The following is a 20,204-nucleotide window of genomic DNA, read 5'->3' on the forward strand; positions in this document are numbered from 1 at the left end:
GCGTCCTCATGATCGCCATCGCCGGCAAGCCGGCTCCTACAGGGGGTTATGTGAACAGTGAGGGGCTATTTCAGGGGCAGTTCGATTCGCTCGCTTTCCCCCGGCACCGTCGGCCAATCCCCGGCCGCCCAGCGCCGGCGCGCTTCGTCGATAGCCGCCGGATCGCTCGCCACAAAATTCCAGTTGATCCGTCGCGGTCCATCCAGCGGCGCGCCGCCGAACAACACCGCATGACAGTCGCTCTCGGCGAACAGCGTCATTTCTTGCCCGGCAGGCAGCACCACCAGCGAGTACGGCTCTATCGGCTCGCCATCGAGCTGCGCCTCACCGCTCAACACGTACAGCGCCCGTTCTTCATGCTCGGTGGGAATCAGCAGCGTGGTTGCTGTTTGCAGGTTCAGTTCCGCGTACAGCGTAGGAGAAAGCACCGGCACTGGCGATTCCAGGCAAAAGCCTGACCCGGCGATCATCCGGATCTTTACGCCAAGGTTATCGCTGACCGGCAACGTGGCTGCCGGGTGATGGCTGTAGTGTCCCGGGCCTTGCTCATGATCCTTGGGCGACGCCAGCCAGATCTGCAAACCGTGCATCGTGAAACCGCTGGCCTTCAGGGCTTCGGGCGTGCGCTCGACATGGGCAATGGCGCTGCCAGCGGTCATCCAGCTGACGTCGCCGGCCTCCACCACCTGATCGGAACCGAGGCTGTCCTTGTGCTGGATTTTCCCTTCGAACAAGTAGGTAAGGGTCGACAGGCCGATGTGCGGGTGCTGACGGATGTTCATGCCTTTGCCCGCTGGATAGCGGGTTTCCAGCATGTGGTCGAAAAACACAAAAGGCCCGACGCTGCGGCATTTGGCTGACGGCAACGGGCGAAAAATCGGTTGGCCTTCGACATCTTCGGCGCGGGGGCGAATCACGAGCGGAGTGTTCATGGTGCATTCCAGGCTGAGCGAGTGACGCGTGGAGCATAACCCGCTTGCCCGAGCCTTGCCGCTATTGGCTGAACGCGCCTTCGGAGAGGTGGGTTTCGATGTTGACTTCGCTGGTGGTCATCAGCTTGTGCACTGGGCAGCGGTCGGCCACGCGGTGCAACTCATCGCGCTGGGCGTCGGTGAGCACGCCCTTGAGGGTCAGTTTGACGTGCAGGGCGTATTTGCCTTTTTGCTCCTGGCTGTTGTCGCGCTTGACCTCTACGCCTACACCGGTCAGCGGGATGCCTTTCTTCTTCGCGTAGAGCTTCAGGGTCAGGGCCTTGCATGCGCCCAGCGCTGCATCGAAGTAGTCGTGCGGCTCAGGCGCCGAGCCTTCGCCCCCGGACGATGTCGGGACATCGGCGAAGAGTTCGTGGTCATCGATTTGTACGCTGTGGCGAAAACCTTCGGCGGAAACGGTATTGACGGTGACGGTCATGGGGAACCTCGGCAGTAGGAATAGTCATTCGATCAAAAAAGGCCTTGAAGGTATAGAGCATTCCTTCTTTGGCGCGTTCCACTTTCTTGCCTTCGTAGTCCTGGTTTTTGCTTCGGTGCGAAGGCTGCGTGTCAGGGGGGGGGGAGGGTGTACATATCCGTTTCTGCGGTAATGGCTGATATTGGTTTCGCTCTTACAGCGAGTCACTTGGAGAAGCGCCAAGTAACCAAGCGCTCTTGCCCCTTTCGTTCGGTGGCTCGCTAATGCTCGCCATGCCCTCGCTCCGATCCTGCTCCGTGGGCCCGCCGCCATCGGCCATCCATGGCCGGGGGCGGCTAACCCGGCATCCATGCCGGGTTGCCCACTGCGCAGAACCTGCGCTCGGCCTCTCGAGGGGGCGACTACCGCCACAGCCGCCGAGGCGGCCTGAAAGCCGACCTGGCTCTTTGGGGGTACGCGTTGTCCTTCTCTGCTGCGCTCACCCATTCCGGACATTTGCACCGATCCCCTGTAGGAGCCGGCTTGCTGGCGATGGCGTCTGTTCAGGCGATAAATGCGTCGACTGACACACCGCTATCGCCAGCAAGCCGGCTCCTACAGGGGATTGGGTTCACACGATTCAAAATTGTAGGAGCTGGCTTGCCGGCGATGGACGTCAACGATGACGCGGGTTGTCTGGATGAACGCGTTGCCCAGACGCTTTTCGCCGGCAAGCCGGCTCCTACAGGAAATCGCGTACGCTTTTGACTTTCACCACTCATCAGGCCGAGCGTTAGCTCGCCTTCCGCTTTTGATCTGAGCGCCCCCTCGAGAGGCCGAGTGGAGGTTCTGCGCAGTGGGCAACCCGGCATGGATGCCGGGTTAGCCGCCCCCGGCCATGGATGGCCGATGGCGGCGGGCCCACGGAGCAGGACCGGAGCGAGGGTATGGCGAGCCTTAGCGAGCCACCGAACGAAAGGGGCAAGAGCCCTTGGTTACTTGGGGCTTTTCCAAGTGACTCGCCGTAAGGGCGAAACCAATAGCCGCCGTTACCGAAGAACCGGATATACACCCAATCGATCACTCTCAAGCCTTAGCCGAATTCACCTTGCTGTATTCGTAGCTGCGTCGTGAAGTTCAGACAGCAACCGCGAGCATCAGGTCGTCCCGTTTGCGATCGAGGACTTGCCTGTAGGAGACGGTGATGCTCAAGTGCGTGAAACTCAATAACCTCGCGTGAGAAAAGTCAGCATGGAGCTCAAGACCAACGCAGCACTGATCATCATCGATCAACAAAAAGGCATTTTGGAACCAAGGCTGGGCCGGCGAAATAATCCTCAGGCCGAAGAGAGGATTCTGGATTTGCTGGGGCTCTGGCGGCGAACCGGGCGGCCGGTGATCCACGTACAGCACCTGTCCCGTTCACCGGACTCAGTGTTCTGGCCGCAGCAATCGGGCGTGGAGTTTCAGGAGCGGTTCCAGCCATTGGCCGGCGAGCAACTGATTCAGAAACAGGTGCCGGATGCGTTTTGTACGACGGCGCTGGAGGCAAGTTTGCGCGAGGCGGGGATCGATCAGTTGGTCATCGTGGGCGTCGCGACCCACAACTCGGTGGAGTCCACGGCGCGAACGGCCGGTAACCTGGGGTTTGATACGTGGGTGGCGGAGGATGCGTGCTTCACGTTCGACAAAGCGGATTATTTCGGCAATGCGCATTCAGCTGAAGAGGTGCATGCGATGTCGCTGGGCAATCTGCACGGCGAATACGCCACGGTCGTAAACACAGCACAAATCCTGTAGGAGCCAGCTTGCTGGCGATTGGATCGACGCGGTGTCACAGAGGGACCGCGTTATCGTTCATCGCCAGCAAGCCGGCTCCTACACAAGGAGGATGGGGTTAACCCATCAAGCGCCGTGGCACTTCTTGAATTTCTTGCCGTTGCCGCACGGGCAAGGGTCGTTGCGGCCGACGTCCTTCAGGGCGTTGCGCACCGGCTCCTGGTGAGCGTGGCCGCAGTTCGGGCCGTGGACATGGCCATGGTCGTGATCATGGTGGTCGTGATGGTCATGATCGTGGTTGCAGTCAGGGCCATGGACGTGGGGTTGCTGGGTCATCGGGTGTGCTCCGGAATTAAATCGGCGGGGATTATCACGCCTTTGCGCGCCAGGTGCACGTAGTGCGCGATGAACACACCGGTTTCCAGCTCACCTTCCAGGCGATAGGGGATAGGTTGCTCGGGTTTTTTCAACAGTTTCACCAGATCCCGAACCTTGGGCCACAGGTTGGTGCGGATCGGCACTTTGAAATATGCGCTGTGCCTGGGGCCGACCGTAAACCAGTGTTCGTGCTCGCCTTCGGTCAGCAACATATCGCCCAGGTGAATCCGGTATTCGAGGCCGCGCACCGTCAGGTCGCTGTCGCGCGGGTTGTCGACGCGAAAGAACAACAGGAAACGTTGCTCCATCAGTTTCGCCCGGACCACTTCGACCTTGACCAGATGCACTTCAGGTTCCGGTTCATCGTCGCTGAACCAGGACGCACAACCGCCGAGTCCGAGAAACAGGAGCAGGGTGAGCGTATGCAAGACGCGACGTCGGCTGATCATGGTTGTGTTTCTCCCTTGATCCCCAGTCTAGCCCTTCACGAATCACCTCAACTGGCGAAATACCCCGCGCAACACTTCTTGAACTTCTGCCCGCTGGCACATGGGCAGGCATCGTTGCGTCCGGCCTTGAGTGGCACAGTGGGGTCGATGAAATACCAGTGGTAGGCGTTCTGTACGAACGACGAGCGCTCGCGGTGGCTGTGTTCGCCGCTGCCATCGTGCCAACGCGCGGTAAAGGTCACGAACGCGTGTTCCGGTTGACCGCCGAACACCTCGGAACTTTCCACCTCCAGGCCGAGCCAGGTGCTTTGCGCGCTCCAGTCGCTGATGGACTGACGATCGAGGCCGGACTGCTGCGCGGGCAGGGTGGTCGCTACCAGGTAATCGATCAGGCCCAACACATAAGCGCTGTAGCGCGAACGCATCAACGCTTCGGCACAAGGCGCCGGATGCCCGGCATGGTAATGACCGCAGCAGGCGTCCAGCAGGGTGCCGCTGCCGCAAGGGCAAATGGATGTACTCATTGCGTTACCACCAGTATTTCCCGAAGTTTTCCGGATTGGCCCAGAACCGTGAGTTGAGCCAGTCGGGGACTTGTTTGTAGTCAAGCAGATCGTAGGTGAACAGGGTCAGTACTTGTTCGTCGCGCTGGAAGCGTTCGCTGGCTTGCAGGGCCAGGGAGAAAAAATCCGTCTCCTGCCAGCCACTGGCCGGCAAATCCGCCAGCACCGCAATGCGACTGGCATTGAGGTTGCGGATGCCGCCGAGCAAATTCAGGCCATCGCGTTTGGGCAAGTGTTCAAGGCAATCGACCACCAGCGCCAGATCAAAACGGCGCGCCGCCAGTTCGGCCGGCAACGGTCCGGGCGCCGCGTGGGCGACGCAGGTGTCCGGGTGCGCCAGCTTGAATGCTTCCAGCGCGGGGAATTCGCTCGCGCCGATCAGCAACAGGCGGAGGGGGGCATAACGATCCAGCAAAGCGGCCAGCGCCTGCTGGGGCGTGCGCGAAGAAATACCTGAAATCATCGAAGTTCCTCAATCAGAGCGCCAAGACTAGCCTGCCCGAAGGTCCAGATATAGAGCGTCGTCGCGCTAAAAGTATCGATCAGCCGTGAACACTGGATAAAACTGCAATGGCCTATTGCTGGCGGAGATTAAAGCTCGGGTCTTTACTACCTGAATCGGTTCTAAGCCGATCCCTCAGGAGAAAACTAGATGAGCATAGTTCGGACAGCATTACCCTTGGTTCTGCTAACCAGTGTGTTGACTGGTTGCGCAGGTTTGCAGAAAACCGACTGGCCGACCTGTGCGGCAGTCGGCGGTGTAATCGGTGCGGGTCTCGGCGCGACCGAGAGCTCGGCATGGGCAGGGTACGGCGCTCTGCTGGTTGGCGGTACGGCCGCTGCCTATTGCTGGGTTCACGGTGATGGCGACGAAGACGGCGATGGCGTGCCGGACAGCCGCGACAAGTGCCCGGGTACGCCTAGAGGCGTGAAGGTCGATGCCGACGGTTGCCCACCACCAGTCCCTGCGCCAGTGGTTGAAGAGGCGGTTGTGGTCAAGGAAGAAACCATCGTTATCCGCGATGTTCACTTCCAGTTCGACAAAGCCACACTCACCCCTTCTGACAAACAGGTGCTCGATAAGATCGCCACTCGTTTGAAAGCCGAAGCCCCTACTGCTCAGTTGACCGTTACTGGCCATACTGACAGCGTGGGCAGTGATACCTACAACCAGAAACTGTCGGATAAACGCGCTCACTCGGTGGTTGAGTACCTCATTCAGGAAGGCGTGCCGCGCAGCAACTTCGTGTCTGTTTCCGGTGCCGGTGAAAGTCAGCCGGTGGCCGATAACAAAACCGCCGACGGCCGTGCACAGAACCGTCGCACCGAAATCAAAATCCAACGCTAGATCCCTCGCATCCGTGGCTTGTGCAGTCACGGATGCGGGTCTTTACTCCTGTGTAACCGGCGTCGGCCGGTAACACAGGAGCTTTCACCATGAGCCTTCTCACACGGACCGTCTGGCCGGTTGTGCTGCTTGGCAGCCTGTTGACCGGTTGCGCTACTCACAGCGATGGCACTGCCCCCCTCAATCAACGTACCTGGCCGATCTGCAGCGTTATCGGTGGCCTGGTCGGTGGTGGCCTGGGCGCTATCGAAAGTGGCGGTTGGGCGGCCGGTGGAGCGGCGCTTGGTATCTTGACCGGTGGCCTGATCTGCTACGCGCAGGATGGCGACGAAGATGGCGATGGTGTCTTCGATCGACGCGATCGCTGCCCGGATACGCCGGCCAATACTCCGGTCGAACATCACGGTTGTCCGCTGCCGCAATACCCGGCCAGTGTGACACCCGCTGAACCTGCACAATCTGAAGTCATCACCCTGAGCGATGCGGGCGATGTGTTGTTTGCGTTCAACAAATCCGACCTGACGCCCTCGGCGCAAAGTCAGCTGGATTCGTTCATGCCCAAACTGCAAAGCGCCGATGTGGTCAGCATCAAGGTGATCGGTCATACCGACAGCAAAGGTTCCGACGCTTATAACCAGACACTCTCGGAACGACGCGCCAGCAGCGTGGCCGCTTACTTGCTGGGCATGGGCCTGGCGCCGGGCAAACTCACCAGCGAAGGCCGGGGCGAAAGCGAGCCGGTGGCCGATAACGAAACAGAGGAAGGCCGCGCGAAAAACCGTCGCGTGGAATTGCACATCAATCGCTGAGCCCCGTGATAGAGCCGTCGGCCAATGATTGCAGTGGCGCCGACGGCCATTCGGCGGCCTTCATGAAGAATTTTCCGTTGCCCTCTGGCTTATCCCGCGTGGAAGCCGTTACTGTGCGTGCAAAGAATAATTCTCAACGGGGGGGCGTATGAAGGTGTTTTGGGGGCTGGGTAAGCTGTTGACCCTGCTGTTCTGGCTGGTGGTGTTGGTCAATCTGCTGATGCCCTTTGTCAATCCGCTGCACCTGTTGGTCAATCTGGCCGGCGGCTTGCTGGCGTTCCTTCATCTTCTTGAGGCGGTGTTCTGTTTCCGCAGTCTCCGGGGCCGCGCCCACCCTTGGCGTGATCGCTTGAAGATTGTCTTTTTCGGTGTTTTCCACCTGCAAACCATTCCGGCTCCTGCCGTACCGAAGGCTTCCCATGCGTAAACTTTGTCTGCTCGCCGCACTCGTCAGCCCATTCGCCTGTGCCCAGGTGGTCAGCGTCGAAACCAACTCGCTGATGCGCTTGCCTAATACCGCCAGCACCTTGCAGCTGGAGCGCCTGGAAGTGGCCGATTACGGCACGTTGCTGATTCCCTCGAACGTGACCGAAGTCAGCGTCGGCGAATTGCGCCTGGGACGTGAAGCGCGGATCGCCATCGTGCCCGGCGAAACGGCGCTGGAGTTGAAGATCAGCCGCGCCCAATTGTCCGAAGGCAGCCAGATTACCGCTCGCGGTGCACCGGGTACTTACCTCAAGGCGGCCCGCTCGGGACGCAATCTGAATGTGCAGATCAAGGCACTGAATGCACCACAGTTGGTGGTTGATGCTCGCGGCGGCGCAGGCGCGCCGGGGTTTGTCGGCCTCGACGGCGCCAACGGTCAGGCACCGGGCTGCACCTGGGGTCAGGCCGGTCGTGGGGCCGATGGCAGCGATGGCAGCGACGGTCAGCCGGGTGCGCCGGGTGCGCTGGTCAGGCTGGAAGTGCCGCGTGATTATCCGGCGGAGCAGATCAAGGTTCAGGTCGCGGGCGGTGCGGGTGGTTTGGCCGGTCCTGGCGGTAAGCCGGGGGCGGGCGGCAAGGCCAAGGGTTGCTTCGTCTACAAGGCCGATGGCGGCAAGAACGGCAAGCCTGGCGTTGACGGCCAGCCGGGGCCTGCGGGTGCGGCGGGTTCGGTGACGGTTCAGCGGTTGTAATCCGCTCATCTGTAGGAGCCAGCTTGCTGGCGATGCGCGCGACGCGGTGTACCTGATGCACCGCCTTCGCCGGCAAGCCGGCTCCTACAAGGTTTTGAGTTGTTCACAAATGTGTTGAACGACTCAAAACCTGTAGGAGCGTGGCTTGCCCGCGAAGCTTTTAAAACATCGGCCGAGCCGAGGCGATGGCCACCAGCACCAACCCCACAATCAAATTAATCCCCACCAACCGGCGAATCCTCCCCAGCACCGCAGCCCCCGTCGGCCAATCCTGCGCCGTCACCGCCGTGCGCAATTCCGGCAACAGCAACGCCTGAATCCGGATAAACAGCGCGGTCATCACCACGAACAAGCCCATCATCACCTGCACATAACGCGGCGCGGCCTCGAAACCGCTGTACTGCAAATGAATCATGCCGACACCGCTGACCGGCAACAGCACCACCGCGATCCAGACCCAGCGGAAAAAACCTTGAAACACTTCTACCCACAGCTTCAACCGGGCCGGGCCTTCCAGCGCCTTCATCGCGGCCGGACGCAAGACCATCCAAGCGAAAAACATGCCGCCGACCCACACCAGGGCGGACAGGACATGCAGGGTGTAAACGATGCCAAAAGGTGTCATTGGGGTACTCCGTTCTGCGCGGGATTAATTAGCGCGGTATGATAGCCGCCGAACCGAACCACTGAAAATTTATCCAGCGTTTTTTGCGCCCGACAATCCATGATCAGCACTGAACTCAAAACCACGATCCAGGGCGCCTACTCGCGTTTTCTCGAAGCCAAGAGCCTCAAGCCGCGCTACGGCCAACGCCTGATGATCGCTGAAATTGCCAAGGTCCTCGGTGACATCGACACCGACGACGAAGGCCGGCGCAGTGGCGACCCCGCGATTGTCGCGGTGGAAGCCGGCACCGGTACCGGCAAGACCGTGGCCTACAGCCTGGCGGCGATCCCGACCGCAAAAGCCGCCGGTAAACGCCTGGTGATCGCCACGGCCACCGTGGCCCTGCAAGAACAGATCGTCTACAAGGATCTGCCCGACCTGATGCGCAACAGCGGGCTGAATTTCAGCTTCGCCCTGGCCAAGGGCCGTGGGCGCTATATGTGCCTGTCCAAGCTCGACATGTTGCTGCAGGAAGGTCACGCACAAACCGCTACCGCGCAGCTGTTCGAAGAAGAAGGCTTCAAGATCGAGGTCGATGAGGCCAGTCAGAAGCTGTTCACCAGCATGATCGAGAAGCTCGCCGGCAATAAGTGGGACGGCGACCGCGACAGTTGGTCCACCGCCCTGGAAGACGCCGATTGGGCGCGCCTGACCACCGATCACAGCCAGTGCACCAACCGCCATTGCCCGAACTTCGGCCAGTGCGCCTTCTACAAGGCCCGCGAAGGCATGGGCAAGGTTGACGTGATCGTCACCAACCACGACATGGTCCTGGCGGACCTGGCCCTTGGCGGCGGCGCCGTTTTGCCCGATCCGCGCGACACCATCTACGTGTTCGACGAAGGCCACCACCTGCCGGACAAGGCCATCGGCCACTTCGCCCATTACACGCGCCTGCGCTCCACCGCCGACTGGCTGGAAACCACCGCCAAGAACCTCACCAAATTGCTCGCCCAGCATCCACTGCCGGGCGATCTGGGCAAGTTGATCGAACAGGTGCCGGAACTGGCCCGTGAGATCAAGACCCAGCAGCAATTCATGTTTACCGCCTGCGAACAGGCTGCCGATTTCAAACCCGGCGAAGACGTCGAAGGTCGCGAACGGCCACGTCACCGTTTCGTCGGCGGGGTGATTCCCGAGCACATGCGTGAAATGGGCATCGAGCTGAAAAAGGGTTTTGCCCGCCTCACCGACCTGTTCACCCGACTCACCGAGTTGCTCAAGGAAGGCATGGACGGCGAGGTCAACATCGGCATCGCCAGCAACCAGGCCGAAGAGTGGTATCCGCTGTTCGGCAGCCTGTTGTCGCGCTCTTCGGGCAACTGGGAGTTGTGGGTCGCATTCACCGCCGAAGACCCGGAAGACAACCCGCCCATGGCGCGCTGGCTGACCCTGGCCGAAAGCGGCTCGCTGTTCGACATCGAAGTCAACGCCAGCCCGATCCTCGCGGCGGAAATGCTCCGGCGCAACCTGTGGAACGTGGCTTATGGCGCGCTGGTGACTTCGGCGACCCTGACCGCACTCGGCACCTTCGATCGCTTCCGCATGCGTGCCGGGCTGCCGAAAAAAGCCGTGACCGCCGTGGTCCCGAGCCCGTTCCATCACGCCGATGCCGGCGTGCTGCGGGTGCCGGACCTGAAAGCCGATCCACGTGATGCAGCGGCCCACACCGCGGCGATCATTCGTGACCTGCCGCAACTGGTCGAAGGTTCGCGCGGCACGCTGGTGCTGTTCTCCTCTCGTAAACAGATGCAGGACGTGTTCGACGGTCTCGACCGCGACTGGCGCAAGCAAGTGTTCATTCAAGGCAACCTGTCGAAACAGGAAACCCTGAACAAGCACAAGGCGCGCGTCGATGGCGGCGATTCCAGCGTGCTGTTCGGCCTGGCGAGTTTCGCCGAAGGGGTCGACTTGCCCGGTGCGTACTGCGAGCATGTGGTGATCGCGAAGATTCCATTCTCGGTGCCCGATGATCCGGTCGAAGCGGCACTGGCCGAGTGGATCGAAGCGCGGGGCGGCAATCCGTTCATGGAAATCTCCGTACCGGACGCCTCGCTGAAACTGGTCCAGGCCTGCGGTCGCTTGCTGCGAACCGAAGAGGACCGCGGCACCATCACCTTGCTCGACCGGCGCCTGGTCACCCAGCGTTACGGCAAAGCGATCCTCAATGCGTTGCCGCCATTCCGTCGAGAAATTTCCTGATACGGCGGTGGGCAAATTTGCCCGCCGCGTTGTCTATCTCTCTGCCATCGCTTTTCCACTGGCCATTGTTGGTCGTTAGGGAGATTTTCGTTCTCATGATTCGCCGTTCGTTGCCTGCTGTTTTTGCCTTGTTGTTCACCACGCCTTTGCTCGCCGCTCCCGCAGGCCAGCAGACGCTGTTCAACTTTGTGCGCCCCGCCGACGTGGTTCAGGTGGCGACTCAGGACGCCAGCCTGCCGCAATCCAATGCAGAGCAAACGGCCGAAGGCGAAGTGCTGCGCCGGGTGACGTTCAACCCGGTGGCCCAGCCAACCCTGCGCCTGACCCCCCAAACCGGGGCCTGGGACTGGTCGCAGTCCGGCGTGATGAGCCTGCGTATTCAAAGCGCAATGGACTGGGCCGTGACCCTCTACGTGAAAATCCAGAGCAACGACGGCAAGACGCTGATCAGTCGCGTGGATCTGCCGGCGGGCCCTGCGCAGACACTGCTGGTGCCGTTGCAGCCGAGCTCGCCGCTGAGCCTGGGCATGAAGGCCGGTCCGCCGATGCCGATGACTGTCGACGGTCAACGCATCCTGTTGGCCAGCAGCGCTGGTGAGCTGGATCGCAGCCAGGTGGTGTCGGTGACGTTGTCGATGGATCAGCCGAAAGTCGCGCAAAGTATCCTGCTTGAGCGTTTTGGCGTGCAGGAAGGCGAGGCGGTCACCCAAGCCGTTTATGGCAGCCTGGTGGACGCTTTCGGTCAGTCGACCCGGACCAAATGGCCGGAGAAGGTCGGCAGCGACGAGCAACTGAAAAGCGCCGCCGCCAAGGAACAGCAACAAACCAAAACCTGGCTGGCCGAGCGCGAGAAGTCGTCGCTGGACAAGTTCGGTGGCTGGATAAAAGGCCCGACGTTCAAGGCCAGCGGTTTTTTCCGCAGCGAGAAACGTGACGGTCGTTGGTATCTGGTGACCCCGGAAGGCCATCCGTTTTATTCGCTCGGGGTCAACACCGTTACCCCGGACGTCAACCAGACTTACATTGCCGGTCGCGAGTGGATGTTCGAATCGCTGCCTAAACCCGAAGAACCGCTGGCCAGTCACTTTGGCGAAGGCGACAACCGGGGTGGCAATGGCGTCGATCAGGGCCGTGGCTACAACGCCGGGCGCTGGTACGATTTCTATGGCGCGAACCTGCAGCGTCTGTATGGCGCCCCTTGCACACCGGGCAGCGACACCAAGGCCGGTGTTGCCGAAGCGGCCAAGGCCGACGCGGTTGAGGCGGCGGTCGAGAAGACCGCTGAACAACCCGTCGTTCCTTCCACGGCCGACGCCGGTGTTGCCGAAGCCGCCAAGGCCGGCGCAGAGGAAGCGATCGTCGCGAAAGCGGTCGAGCAGAAACCCGCCGAACCTTGCACCGCCGTGATTGATGAGCAACGCTGGGCCAGCCATACCCTGGATCGCCTGCAAGCCTGGGGCTTCAACACCATCGGCAACTGGAGCGCCCCGGCGCTGGGCAACGCGGACCGCGTGCCCTACACCTTGCCGCTGTCGATCGTCGGCGATTACGCCAGCATCAGCACCGGCACCGACTGGTGGGGCGGCATGCCTGACCCGTTCGACCCGCGTTTCGCCATGGCCACCGAGCGCGCCGTGGCCATCGCCGCCCGCGATCATCGCGACGATCCTTGGCTGATCGGTTACTTCGCCGACAACGAACTGGCCTGGGCCGGTCCTGGTGACGACCCGAAATCCCGCTACGCGCTGGCCTACGGCACCTTGAAAATGACCACCGACGTGCCGGCCAAACGCGCTTTCCTCAAGCAATTGCGCGACAAGTACCGCAATCAGGCAGGCCTGTCCAAAGCCTGGGGCATCGACTTGCCGGCCTGGGAGTTGATGGAAGACCCGGGCTTCGTGCCGCCGCTGCCGAGCGCCGAGTACCCGGAAATCGAAGCCGACTTCAAATACTTCCAGAAGGTCTTCGCTGATACGTACTTCAAAACCATTTCCGACTCGCTCAAGTGGCACGCACCGAATCAGCTGTTGCTGGGCGGCCGCTTCGCCATCAGCACCCCGGAAGCCGTGGAGTCCTGTGCGCAGTATTGCGATGTGCTGAGCTTCAACATGTACACCCTGCAACCGCAAGACGGTTACGACTTCGCCAAATTGCGCAGCCTGGATAAGCCGGTGCTGATCACCGAATTCAACTTCGGCTCGGCCGATCGAGGCCCGTTCTGGGGCGGCGTGACGCAACTGGCGAAGGAAGAGGATCGCGGTCCGGCTTACGCCAATTTCCTCAAACAGGCACTGAGCGAGCCGTCGATTGTCGGTGTGCACTGGTTCCAGTACCTCGATCAACCAGTGACCGGTCGTCTGCTGGACGGTGAAAACGGGCACTTTGGTTTGGTCGGCATTACCGATCTGCCATTTCAGGGCTTCGTCGATAGCGTGCGCAAGAGCAACCTGGCGGCCGTTGATCAGTTGGGCAAAGAGGTCGAGAAGGCCAAGGCTGAAGCGGATAAAGCCAGTCACGATGCCGAAGGCGGGCGAAAAGCTGAAGCCGGCAAGGGCCCGGGGAAGGGCGCCGGGCAGGCGGGTGGGCATTCGGGGAATGGTCATTAAGGCCTGATCTACCGCGTTATCGTTCATCGCTGGCAAGCCAGCTCCTACAAGGACAGCGCGTCTCCTGTAGGAGCTGGCTTGCCAGCGATGGCGTCTTCAAACACGCCCTGTATTCCAAATCCGGTTAACGGGGCAACCCGACCGCCCGGCCCAACCCTGTTCCCAAAACCATCAATGGCTGGAACAATGCCGGCCACTTTGTAGAACGTTTGTCCGAGGGAGTAGCGGGTGCAGATTCAGGGTCATTACGAGCTTAAGTTCGAAGCGGTTCGCGAAGCGTTCGCGGCGTTGTTCGACGATCCTCAGGAGCGTGGCGCAGCGTTGTGCATCCAGGTCGGCGGCGAAACCGTTCTCGACCTCTGGTCCGGCACCGCCGACAAGGATGGCCATGAGGCCTGGCACAGCGACACCATCGCCAACCTGTTTTCCTGCACCAAGACCTTCACCGCCGTCACCGCCCTGCAACTGGTCGCCGAAGGCAAGCTGCAACTGGATGCTCCGGTTGCCCGCTATTGGCCCGAATTCGCTGCCGCCGGCAAGGAGTCCGTCACCTTGCGTCAACTGCTCTGCCACCAGGCCGGTCTGCCGGCGTTGCGCGAGTTGCTGGCCCCGGAAGCGCTTTACGACTGGCAAACCATGGTCGATGCGCTGGCCGCCGAATCGCCTTGGTGGACGCCGGGCACCGGTCACGGTTATGCCGCGATCACCTATGGCTGGCTGGTCGGCGAGTTGCTGCGCCGTGCCGACGGCCGTGGGCCGGGCGAGTCCATTGTGGCCCGCGTGGCCAAACCGTTGGGCCTGGATTTTCACGTCGGTCTGGCGGATGAAGAATTCCATCGCGTGGCGCACATCGCCCGTGGCAAGGGCAACGTCGGCGATGCGGCGGCCCAGCGCCTGCTGCAAGTGACGATGCGCGAACCGACGGCCATGACCACGCGGGCCTTTACTAACCCGCCGTCGGTCCTGACCAGCACCAACAAACCGGAATGGCGGCGCATGCAACAACCGGCGGCCAACGGCCACGGCAATGCCCGCAGCCTGGCCGGGTTCTACGCCGGGCTGCTCGACGGCAGCCTGCTGGAAAGCGAGATGCTTGATGAGCTGACCCGCGAACACAGCCTCGGCGAAGACAAGACTTTACTGACCCGGACCCGTTTCGGTCTGGGTTGCATGCTCGATCAACCCGATGTCCCGAACGCTACCTACGGCCTCGGCCCACGTGCGTTCGGCCACCCGGGCGCTGGCGGCTCCATCGGTTTTGCTGACCCTGAATACGATGTCGCCTTCGGTTTTGTGACAAATACACTGGGGCCTTACGTCTTGATGGATCCGCGCGCGCAAAAGCTCGCGCGGGTACTGGCCACTTGTCTGTAAAACGCGCTGAAGGGTTCCAGGGCCGGAACCCGAAGGCCTTTATGTTTTCCAACCGTCTGTTTATCCGGGTCATGCCGGCCTGAATTTTTATGACTTCTTTTTTGTGGATTTCCAATGTCACTCAATAAAACCACCCTCGCTTTGGCCCTGTGTGTCGCTGTTACCGGTTGTGCGCAGACACCAAAAAATGATTCGGATGGCAGCAGCTGGTGGCCGTTCGGTTCCTCCGACAAAGTCGCGGCGAAAGAGCCGGCTCCCGCGCCGGCACCTGTGAAACCTGCCGAGGTGGCCCCGGCTGCCAAGGCTGAAGCCGACGCCGGTGGCAAATGGTGGTGGCCGTTCGGCGGCAAAGAGCAGAGCACGGCCAAAGTCGTGCCGATGCCTGACCCTAAAGTCACTCAGGCCTGGCTCGACGATTACGAACCGCGCCTGCGCACCGCGATCAAGGACAGCAACCTGCAACTCGAGCGCCGTGAAAACGTGCTGGTGGTCACCGCGCCAGTAGAAGGTTCGTTCAACCCGGACCGTCCGGCCATGTTGCTGCCGGTGACTCTCGGCCCGTTCACTCGCGTGGCGAAAATCCTTGAAGTCGATCCGAAGACCGCCGTGCTGGTACTCGGCCACAGCGATACCTCGGGCGCCGCACCGGCCAACGTGAAACTGAGCCAGGAACGCGCACAAGCCGTGGCAGCGATTTTCCGCCTCAGCGGTCTGCAGCGTGATCGCCTGATGCTGCGCGGCATGGGTGGCGAAGCCCCGCGTGCGGCTAACGACAGCGTTGAAGGCCGTGCCTTGAACCGTCGCGTCGAACTGCTGGTGACTCCGCAAAACACCATGGTTGCGCTGTTGAGCAAGTACAACATGCCAGCCCCGGCGCCGGTGAAACTGGTCGCTGCCCAGGACGTCAAGCCAGTGGCCAAGCCGGTCACCCCGGCACCGGCCGCGAAGAAAGCCGCTGTACCTGCCACGAAAAAAGCGCCGGCCAAGAAAGCCGCCGCCAAGAAGACTCCGGCTAAAACCGCGACACCGGCCAAGAAAACCGCGCCGGCCAAAGCCGCGGCAGCTGACAAAAAAGTCGTTGTCGCCGATCCTGTGAAAAAGTGATTCGTTAACCAAAAGGAATGCGCCATGACCCAGGGCCTGGCTGATATGCGTCGCGACTACACCCGAGACGGCCTGACCGAGGCTCAAGCCCCGGCCGAGCCGTTCGCGCTGTTCCATCAGTGGTTTGCCGACGCGGTGAAAACCGAGCAGCCGCCGGTGGAAGCCAACGCCATGACCCTGGCCACCGTCGACCAGGACGGTCGGCCGCATTGCCGCATTCTGCTGCTCAAGGGCCTGGACGCGCAGGGCTTCACCTTCTTCACCAACTACGACAGCGCCAAGGGCCAGCATCTGACCGCGAACCCGTTCGCGGCCATGACGTTTTTCTGGCCGGCCCTCGAGCGTCAGGTTCGTGTAGAAGGTCGGGTGGTGAAGGTCACGCCTGAGGAGTCCGATGCTTACTTCCAGGTCCGACCGCTGGGCAGTCGCCTTGGCGCCTGGGCTTCACCGCAAAGCCGCGTGATCGCCGATCGCGCCGAGCTGGAAGCGTTGCTCAAGAACACCGAGCAACGTTTCAGCGATACGCAGCCTCATTGCCCTGAGCACTGGGGCGGTTATCGTCTGCTGCCTGAGCGCATCGAATTCTGGCAGGGCCGTTCGAGCCGCCTGCATGATCGCCTCAACTATCGTTTGCAGGGCGCCGACTGGATTCTTGAACGTCTGGCACCCTGAGCAGTCTACCGAGCGGGATAGCCTGCGGCAGCGGCCTCCAGCCACTGCGGCAGGTCCCGACGCTTGATTTTCTGCGCGTGAGCGTTCGCCAGTTGCTGGAGCATGTAGGCTCTTTTCTGCTCATCGCTTCCCGCCAGTGACAACGCCAGATCGCGGTCCATCCAGCGTTTGATCCGGACGTACAACCACCCATGGAAGTACAGGCCGGCGACAGTGGTGGCGACAATGATGAAGTAATCCATGAAAATCCTTGGGTCAGTGGCGCAGCTCTCGTAATTTGCCGCTACTGTGTGCTGAGTTCGTGGAGGCCCCTGTACCGGGCCTGAATCAAACCAATTTTATCCGGGCGACGTCGTGACACGCGTCAAGCTGCGGAGTTTAATGGTTACCTGTCCTTTGGAGTTGATGTTATGCGTAAGTCTGTTCTGCTGGTTGCTTCCTTTTCCACGATGGCAATGTTGCTCACTGGCTGCCAATCGAGCTTGACCGGTGACTCCTATTCCCGTGATGAAGCGCGTCGTGTGCAGACCGTTCGCATGGGCACCATCGAATCCTTGCGTCCGGTGAAAATCGAAGGCACCAAGACTCCGATCGGCGGCCTCGCCGGCGCGGCGGTCGGTGGTGTTGGCGGCAGCGCCATCGGCGGTGGTAAAGGCAGCATCGTCGCTGCAGTCATCGGCGCCGTGGCTGGCGGGCTGATCGGCTCGGCCACTGAAGAAGGCCTGACCCGCACCCAAGGTGTGGAAATCACCGTTCGTGAAGACGACGGCAGCATGCGTGCCTATGTGCAGCAGGTTCAGGAGAATGAAGTGTTCCGTGTGGGTGAGCGGGTGCGGATTGCTACTGTAGATGGTACGAGCCGCGTTTCGCACTAAGCGGGAAAGAAGGGTAAAAGAAAATCCCGATCAGGTGACTGGTCGGGTTTTTTTTTGAGGCGGGGTTTTGGATTGGGGGTATATCCGTTTCTGCGGTCACGGCTGGTATTGGTTCCGCTTTTACAGCGGGTCACTTGGAAAAGCGCCAAGTAACCAAGCGCTTTTGCCCCTTTCGTTCGGTGCCTCGCCTAGGCTCGGCATGCCCTCGCTCCGGTCCTGCTCCGTGGGCCCGCCGCGATCGGCCATCCCTGGCCGTGCGCGGCTAACCCGGCATCCATGCCGGGTTGCCCACTGCGCAGAACCTCCACTCGGCCTCTCGAGGGGGCGCTCAGATCAAAAGCGGAAGGCGAGCTAACGCTCGGCCTGCTGAGTGGTGAAAAGCAAAAGCGTACGGCGATTTCCTGTAGGAGCCGGCTTGCCGGCGATGGCGTCCGTCCAGTCAATAAACAGGTTGATTGACCCACCGCCACCGCCATCGCCAGCAAGCCGGCTCCTACAGGGTTAATGTGCGAGCGATGCCACCACAACCATTCAGGATTAGCGCTCGCCTTGCTTGCGACTCGCCGCCGCCGTCACCGCATATCCAATCAACGCTGCCAATATCGACCCGGTCAAAATCCCCATCCGGTCCATCCCGGCGTACTCACTGACGCCCGGTTCAAACGCCAGGGAACCGACAAACAAACTCATGGTGAAACCAATCCCGCAGAGGATCGCAACCCCCAGCACCTGGCCCCAATTGGCGCCTTGGGGCAGGGCGGCGATGCCGGTTTTTACCGCGAGCCAGGTCAGGCCGAACACGCCAAGCGTCTTGCCCAGCAGCAGGCCGATTGCGATGCCCATCGGCACGTGATGGGTGAAGCTTTCGACGGTCACGCCGCTCAGGGACAGGCCGGCGTTGGCGAAGGCGAACAGCGGCAGGATGCCGTAGGCCACCCACGGGTGCAGGGCGTGTTCCAGCGTCAGCAGCGGCGACGGCTCGGCGTTTTTGGTGCGCAGTGGAATGCAGAAGGCCAGGGTTACGCCGGCCAGCGTGGCGTGGACACCGCTTTTGAGTACGCACACCCACAGGATCAAACCGATGATCATGTACGGCCCGAGCTTGACCACGCCGAGCCGGTTCATCGCGATCAGCGCGACGATGCAGGCCGCGGCCAACGCCAGGGACAGGGTCGACAGCGCGCCGGAATAGAAGATCGCAATGACGATGATCGCGCCGAGGTCGTCGATGATCGCCAGGGTCATCAGGAACAGTTTCAGCGACACCGGCACACGCTTGCCCAGCAGGGCGAGGACGCCGAGGGCGAAGGCGATGTCGGTGGCCATCGGAATGGCCCAGCCACCGAGTGCAGCGGGATTGTCACGGTTGAAGAACCAGTAGACCAACGCCGGCACGACCATGCCGCCAATCGCCGCGGCACCGGGCAGGACCACCTGTGAAGGCTTCGACAGCTGACCGTCGAGGACTTCGCGCTTTACTTCCAGGCCGATCAGCAGGAAGAACAGGGCCATCAGGCCGTCGTTGATCCACAGCAATGCCGGTTTGGCGATTTGCAGCGCGCCGACCTGAGCCACCACAGGGGTGTCCAGAAAGCTGCTGTAGAGCCACGACAACGGGGAGTTGTTGATGATCAAAGCCAGGGCTGCTGCGGCGATCAACAACAGACCGCTGGCAGCTTCCAACTGAAAGAAACGCGTGAAAGTGCTACGCAGAGGCAAGGTCGCTCTCCATCGAATAATCAAAAAGGTGGCACACCCTAACCCGTACCGTTAGTTGTTAAAACAAAAGTTATATTCTTTTTTGTTATATGCCGTTACAGCGCGAAAGGCGACACGGACCTGAGCCTAGCAGTTGCCGGACGTATTGAACCTCAGCTGTATCTGTGCGCGATGTCGGATTTTTCCTAAGCTTGTGGGCTGAGCCTTGTGCCAAGGCCGACTCAACGAGAAAACCATCATGAGCGACAACCGACAGTGGGCCCGGGAAGCCATCCGGATCATCGAAGCGGACTTCCAGCGCAGCGCCGACACGCACCTGATCCCCTTGCCGCTGCCTGGGTTGCCGGGCATCGAGTTGTATTTCAAGGATGAGTCGAGCCATCCCACCGGCAGCCTGAAACATCGCCTGGCGCGTTCGTTGTTCCTCTACGCGCTGTGTAACGGCTGGCTTAAACCCGGCGCGCCAGTGATCGAAGCGTCCAGCGGTTCGACGGCGATTTCCGAGGCGTACTTCGCCCGTTTGCTCGGCCTGCCGTTTATTGCAGTGATGCCGGCCACCACCTCCAAAGAGAAGATCGCGCAGATCGAGTTCTACGGTGGCAAGAGCCATCTGGTGGACGACCCGACGCAGATCTATGCCGAATCCGAGCGCCTGGCGCGCGAGCACGACGGGCATTTTATCGATCAGTTCACCTACGCCGAACGTGCCACCGACTGGCGGGCGAACAACAACATCGCCGAATCGATCTTCCATCAGATGCGTTTCGAACAGCACCCTGAGCCGAGCTGGTTGATTTCCAGCCCCGGCACCGGCGGCACCACGGCGACCCTCGGGCGATACGTGCGTTATCGCCAGCATTGCACTCGCGTGCTGTGCGCCGATGCCGAGCGCTCGGTGTTTTTCGATTACTACCTGACTGGCGATGCCAGTCTTCGCCTGGATCACGGTTCGCGGATCGAAGGCATCGGTCGGCCACGGGTCGAGGCGTCGTTTCTGCCAAAGGTGATCGATGCGATGGTCAAGGTGCCGGACGATCTGTCACTGGCGGCCATGCATTACCTGGCGCAGCGTTTGGGACGTCGGGTGGGCGG

21 protein-coding genes are annotated in these 20,204 nt (G+C 61.2%); 12 read left to right on the forward strand and 9 right to left on the reverse strand.

What is annotated here, in order from left to right:
- Positions 1-65: 65 nt before the first annotated feature.
- A complete protein-coding gene (locus tag KGB24_RS25840; RefSeq protein WP_008032688.1) occupies positions 66-932 on the reverse strand; it encodes a pirin family protein in 867 nt (288 codons plus the stop codon).
- A gap of 61 nt (positions 933-993) precedes the next feature.
- Positions 994-1,410: an OsmC family protein gene (locus tag KGB24_RS25845; protein ID WP_223414103.1), complete on the reverse strand. Its 417-nt coding sequence runs from the start codon at positions 1,408-1,410 to the stop codon at positions 994-996.
- Positions 1,411-2,640: 1,230 nt separating this feature from the next.
- Between KGB24_RS25845 and KGB24_RS25850 the strand changes: the two genes are divergently transcribed.
- On the forward strand, positions 2,641-3,189 hold the full coding sequence (locus KGB24_RS25850) for a cysteine hydrolase family protein (protein ID WP_223416043.1): 549 nt from the start codon (positions 2,641-2,643) through the stop codon (positions 3,187-3,189).
- Between the two features lie 105 nt (positions 3,190-3,294).
- Here the strand turns inward: KGB24_RS25850 and KGB24_RS25855 are convergent, their stop codons facing one another.
- Genes KGB24_RS25855 through KGB24_RS25870 form a run of 4 tightly spaced genes read right to left on the reverse strand, consistent with a single transcriptional unit; the run spans position 3,295 to position 5,021 of the window.
- Positions 3,295-3,504 (reverse strand): SEC-C metal-binding domain-containing protein, encoded by a 210-nt coding sequence (locus tag KGB24_RS25855; protein ID WP_007906737.1) that lies wholly within the window; start codon positions 3,502-3,504, stop codon positions 3,295-3,297.
- Positions 3,501-3,995: an LEA type 2 family protein gene (locus KGB24_RS25860; protein WP_008031675.1), complete on the reverse strand. Its 495-nt coding sequence runs from the start codon at positions 3,993-3,995 to the stop codon at positions 3,501-3,503. The genes KGB24_RS25855 and KGB24_RS25860 overlap by 4 nt, the downstream gene beginning before the upstream one ends.
- 47 nt (positions 3,996-4,042) lie before the next feature.
- Positions 4,043-4,519: a YchJ family protein gene (locus KGB24_RS25865; protein ID WP_223416044.1), complete on the reverse strand. Its 477-nt coding sequence runs from the start codon at positions 4,517-4,519 to the stop codon at positions 4,043-4,045.
- Positions 4,520-4,523: 4 nt separating this feature from the next.
- Complete coding sequence (locus KGB24_RS25870) at positions 4,524-5,021, reverse strand: DUF6231 family protein (RefSeq protein WP_008031670.1); 498 nt, start codon at positions 5,019-5,021, stop codon at positions 4,524-4,526.
- A 189-nt stretch (positions 5,022-5,210) separates the two neighbouring features.
- Between KGB24_RS25870 and KGB24_RS25875 the strand changes: the two genes are divergently transcribed.
- From KGB24_RS25875 to KGB24_RS25890, 4 genes are all read left to right on the forward strand, one after another.
- Positions 5,211-5,906 (forward strand): OmpA family protein, encoded by a 696-nt coding sequence (locus KGB24_RS25875; protein ID WP_008031669.1) that lies wholly within the window; start codon positions 5,211-5,213, stop codon positions 5,904-5,906.
- Positions 5,907-5,995: 89 nt separating this feature from the next.
- On the forward strand, positions 5,996-6,715 hold the full coding sequence (locus KGB24_RS25880) for an OmpA family protein (RefSeq protein WP_223416045.1): 720 nt from the start codon (positions 5,996-5,998) through the stop codon (positions 6,713-6,715).
- Positions 6,716-6,863: 148 nt separating this feature from the next.
- Positions 6,864-7,142 carry a DUF1145 domain-containing protein gene (locus KGB24_RS25885; RefSeq protein WP_008031667.1) on the forward strand — a complete coding sequence of 93 codons (279 nt, stop codon included), beginning with the start codon at positions 6,864-6,866 and terminating at the stop codon, positions 7,140-7,142.
- On the forward strand, positions 7,135-7,893 hold the full coding sequence (locus tag KGB24_RS25890) for a collagen-like protein (protein ID WP_223416046.1): 759 nt from the start codon (positions 7,135-7,137) through the stop codon (positions 7,891-7,893). The genes KGB24_RS25885 and KGB24_RS25890 overlap by 8 nt, the downstream gene beginning before the upstream one ends.
- Before the next feature lie 160 nt (positions 7,894-8,053).
- Here KGB24_RS25890 and KGB24_RS25895 read toward each other — a convergent pair whose 3' ends face one another.
- Positions 8,054-8,518, reverse strand: coding sequence for a CopD family protein (locus tag KGB24_RS25895; protein WP_008031665.1), 465 nt, complete (start codon positions 8,516-8,518; stop codon positions 8,054-8,056).
- Positions 8,519-8,617: 99 nt separating this feature from the next.
- Between KGB24_RS25895 and dinG the strand changes: the two genes are divergently transcribed.
- The 5 genes from dinG (at position 8,618) to pdxH (ending at position 16,518) form a co-directional block, all read left to right on the forward strand.
- Positions 8,618-10,762: an ATP-dependent DNA helicase DinG gene (gene dinG / locus KGB24_RS25900; protein ID WP_008031664.1), complete on the forward strand. Its 2,145-nt coding sequence runs from the start codon at positions 8,618-8,620 to the stop codon at positions 10,760-10,762.
- A 95-nt stretch (positions 10,763-10,857) separates the two neighbouring features.
- Positions 10,858-13,368, forward strand: a complete 2,511-nt coding sequence (locus KGB24_RS25905; RefSeq protein ID WP_223416047.1) for a beta-agarase — start codon at positions 10,858-10,860, stop codon at positions 13,366-13,368.
- Positions 13,369-13,596: 228 nt separating this feature from the next.
- On the forward strand, positions 13,597-14,742 hold the full coding sequence (locus tag KGB24_RS25910; RefSeq protein ID WP_008040837.1) for an EstA family serine hydrolase: 1,146 nt from the start codon (positions 13,597-13,599) through the stop codon (positions 14,740-14,742).
- Positions 14,743-14,856: 114 nt separating this feature from the next.
- Positions 14,857-15,846 (forward strand): OmpA family protein, encoded by a 990-nt coding sequence (locus tag KGB24_RS25915; RefSeq protein WP_223416048.1) that lies wholly within the window; start codon positions 14,857-14,859, stop codon positions 15,844-15,846.
- 24 nt (positions 15,847-15,870) lie between these two features.
- Positions 15,871-16,518, forward strand: coding sequence for a pyridoxamine 5'-phosphate oxidase (gene pdxH, locus KGB24_RS25920; RefSeq protein WP_008031656.1), 648 nt, complete (start codon positions 15,871-15,873; stop codon positions 16,516-16,518).
- Between the two features lie 5 nt (positions 16,519-16,523).
- Here pdxH and KGB24_RS25925 read toward each other — a convergent pair whose 3' ends face one another.
- The gene (locus KGB24_RS25925) at positions 16,524-16,760 is read right to left on the reverse strand and encodes a hypothetical protein (protein WP_223416049.1); all 237 of its coding nucleotides are present in this window, start codon (positions 16,758-16,760) and stop codon (positions 16,524-16,526) included.
- Positions 16,761-16,928: 168 nt separating this feature from the next.
- Here KGB24_RS25925 and KGB24_RS25930 point away from each other — a divergent pair, with 168 nt between their 5' ends.
- Positions 16,929-17,393: a glycine zipper 2TM domain-containing protein gene (locus KGB24_RS25930; RefSeq protein ID WP_008034824.1), complete on the forward strand. Its 465-nt coding sequence runs from the start codon at positions 16,929-16,931 to the stop codon at positions 17,391-17,393.
- 537 nt (positions 17,394-17,930) lie between these two features.
- Here the strand turns inward: KGB24_RS25930 and nhaA are convergent.
- The gene (nhaA, locus tag KGB24_RS25935) at positions 17,931-19,112 is read right to left on the reverse strand and encodes a Na+/H+ antiporter NhaA (RefSeq protein ID WP_008034612.1); all 1,182 of its coding nucleotides are present in this window, start codon (positions 19,110-19,112) and stop codon (positions 17,931-17,933) included.
- Between the two features lie 235 nt (positions 19,113-19,347).
- Here nhaA and KGB24_RS25940 point away from each other — a divergent pair.
- Positions 19,348-20,204, forward strand: an 857-nt coding sequence (locus KGB24_RS25940; RefSeq protein ID WP_223474892.1) for a PLP-dependent cysteine synthase family protein, incomplete at its 3' end; no start/stop codon positions are given.

It is taken from the genome of Pseudomonas sp. BF-RE-25, from assembly GCF_019956105.1.
GTDB classification, from domain to species: Bacteria; Pseudomonadota; Gammaproteobacteria; order Pseudomonadales; family Pseudomonadaceae; genus Aquipseudomonas; species Aquipseudomonas migulae.

Bases quoted from the DNA above. Each gene is read 5' to 3' on its own strand.
- KGB24_RS25860 (WP_008031675.1), bottom strand. From the start codon at position 3,995: ATGATCAGCCGACGTCGCGTCTTGCATACGCTCACCCTGCTCCTGTTT.
- KGB24_RS25895 (WP_008031665.1), bottom strand. From the start codon at position 8,518: ATGACACCTTTTGGCATCGTTTACACCCTGCATGTCCTGTCCGCCCTG.
- pdxH (WP_008031656.1), top strand. From the start codon at position 15,871: ATGACCCAGGGCCTGGCTGATATGCGTCGCGACTACACCCGAGACGGC.
- KGB24_RS25865 (WP_223416044.1), bottom strand. From the start codon at position 4,519: ATGAGTACATCCATTTGCCCTTGCGGCAGCGGCACCCTGCTGGACGCC.
- KGB24_RS25890 (WP_223416046.1), top strand. From the start codon at position 7,135: ATGCGTAAACTTTGTCTGCTCGCCGCACTCGTCAGCCCATTCGCCTGT.
- KGB24_RS25930 (WP_008034824.1), top strand. From the start codon at position 16,929: ATGCGTAAGTCTGTTCTGCTGGTTGCTTCCTTTTCCACGATGGCAATG.
- dinG (WP_008031664.1), top strand. From the start codon at position 8,618: ATGATCAGCACTGAACTCAAAACCACGATCCAGGGCGCCTACTCGCGT.
- KGB24_RS25840 (WP_008032688.1), bottom strand. From the start codon at position 932: ATGAACACTCCGCTCGTGATTCGCCCCCGCGCCGAAGATGTCGAAGGC.
- KGB24_RS25845 (WP_223414103.1), bottom strand. From the start codon at position 1,410: ATGACCGTCACCGTCAATACCGTTTCCGCCGAAGGTTTTCGCCACAGC.
- KGB24_RS25870 (WP_008031670.1), bottom strand. From the start codon at position 5,021: ATGATTTCAGGTATTTCTTCGCGCACGCCCCAGCAGGCGCTGGCCGCT.
- KGB24_RS25855 (WP_007906737.1), bottom strand. From the start codon at position 3,504: ATGACCCAGCAACCCCACGTCCATGGCCCTGACTGCAACCACGATCAT.
- KGB24_RS25925 (WP_223416049.1), bottom strand. From the start codon at position 16,760: ATGGATTACTTCATCATTGTCGCCACCACTGTCGCCGGCCTGTACTTC.
- KGB24_RS25875 (WP_008031669.1), top strand. From the start codon at position 5,211: ATGAGCATAGTTCGGACAGCATTACCCTTGGTTCTGCTAACCAGTGTG.
- KGB24_RS25905 (WP_223416047.1), top strand. From the start codon at position 10,858: ATGATTCGCCGTTCGTTGCCTGCTGTTTTTGCCTTGTTGTTCACCACG.
- KGB24_RS25850 (WP_223416043.1), top strand. From the start codon at position 2,641: ATGGAGCTCAAGACCAACGCAGCACTGATCATCATCGATCAACAAAAA.
- KGB24_RS25885 (WP_008031667.1), top strand. From the start codon at position 6,864: ATGAAGGTGTTTTGGGGGCTGGGTAAGCTGTTGACCCTGCTGTTCTGG.
- KGB24_RS25915 (WP_223416048.1), top strand. From the start codon at position 14,857: ATGTCACTCAATAAAACCACCCTCGCTTTGGCCCTGTGTGTCGCTGTT.
- KGB24_RS25880 (WP_223416045.1), top strand. From the start codon at position 5,996: ATGAGCCTTCTCACACGGACCGTCTGGCCGGTTGTGCTGCTTGGCAGC.